Annotated in this window: 2 protein-coding genes; both read right to left on the reverse strand. The window is 63.3% G+C overall.

The genetic code is table 11. The features are described 5' to 3' along the window. Nucleotides 1-632: IS66 family transposase zinc-finger binding domain-containing protein (locus VF716_RS20290; RefSeq protein WP_440552919.1), on the reverse strand; the 632-nt coding region annotated here is incomplete at its 3' end. Between the two features lie 27 nt (nucleotides 633-659). Beyond that, nucleotides 660-1,019 carry an IS66 family insertion sequence element accessory protein TnpB gene (gene tnpB, locus VF716_RS20295; RefSeq protein WP_011914302.1) on the reverse strand — a complete coding sequence of 120 codons (360 nt, stop codon included), beginning with the start codon at nucleotides 1,017-1,019 and terminating at the stop codon, nucleotides 660-662. Nucleotides 1,020-1,103 lie beyond the last annotated feature (84 nt).

The raw sequence follows: 1,103 nt of genomic DNA on the forward strand, positions 1-1,103 counted from the left end.
TGACGGCTCAGCACGTTTTCGAAACGGTGCAGCGGCAGGCCGTCGACGTACTTGGCGGTCAGCAGCGTGGCCAGCAGGCTGGGGCTGGCCAGGCTTTTCTCGATCAGTTGCGCCGGCTTGTCGGCGGTCACCGGCGCGGCTTCGCAGCCCCGGCAGCCGTAGGTTTTACGGATGTGGCGGATCACCCGGATCTGCATCGGCACGATCTCCAGCTGCTCGCTGGTGTCTTCGCCGATGACGTGTTTGCGGCACCCGCAGACGCAGGTCAGCTCATGTTCGGGCAGCTCATGGAGGACCTCGATGCGCGGCAGCTCGGCCGGCAGCGGCCTGCGCTTGCCGCGGCGCTTGAGCGGCGCAACGCCTTCTTCTGCATCGTCAGCGGCCTCTGCCGTGGCCGGGTCGGCCAGGCTTTCGGCCTCGTTGAACATGGCCAGCTGCGGCGAGTCGGGATCGGGGCTCTGCTCGGATTTACGGCCGAACAGGCGCTGGAGCAGCAGCGCATTTTGTTCGCGAAGGTGCTCGATTTGCCCGTCCTTGGCCGTTATTGCCTTGTCCTTTTCCGACATCTGCGCGCTCGCCGCGAGCAGCAACTGCTTGAGCAGAATCGGGTCGTCGGGAAGGGTTTTGGGCATGGTCAGCATGCCGTGGATTATACCGGTTCAGGTCACGAAACGTGGGGTCAGCACCTGGTGCGGGCGGTTGCGCCAGAGGTCGATGCCGTCCAATAACCAGTTCAATTCCTGGGCCGTCAGCACGATGGCCGCGTCACCGGGCTCGGGGTGCGACTTGAAGCGCTCGGCATCCAGGCGCTTGAGCCACAGGCAAAAGCCGTTGCGCTCCCAATACAAAATCTTCACCCGATTGCGGGCGCGGTTGAGGAAGACGAACAGCACTGGGTCGAACACGGCGACCTTGATATCCAGTTCGACCAGAGCGGCCAGACCGTCGATGGATTTTCGAAAGTCCACGGGTTGGGGGTAGAGGTAGACTTTTTCGACCTTGGCATCGGGACGCATCATGCCGGGTAAGCTCCAGAGGGAATCGGGAGCTCAGCATCCGGCCTCAGGCCGCGGGTTTGAAGGTGGGGTTCATGGCGCGGTTAC

This window comes from Stutzerimonas sp. Brlt_14, assembly GCF_051948915.1.
Classification (GTDB): Bacteria; Pseudomonadota; Gammaproteobacteria; order Pseudomonadales; family Pseudomonadaceae; genus Stutzerimonas; species Stutzerimonas stutzeri.

Bases quoted from the DNA above. Each gene is read 5' to 3' on its own strand.
- tnpB (WP_011914302.1), bottom strand. From the start codon at position 1,019: ATGATGCGTCCCGATGCCAAGGTCGAAAAAGTCTACCTCTACCCCCAA.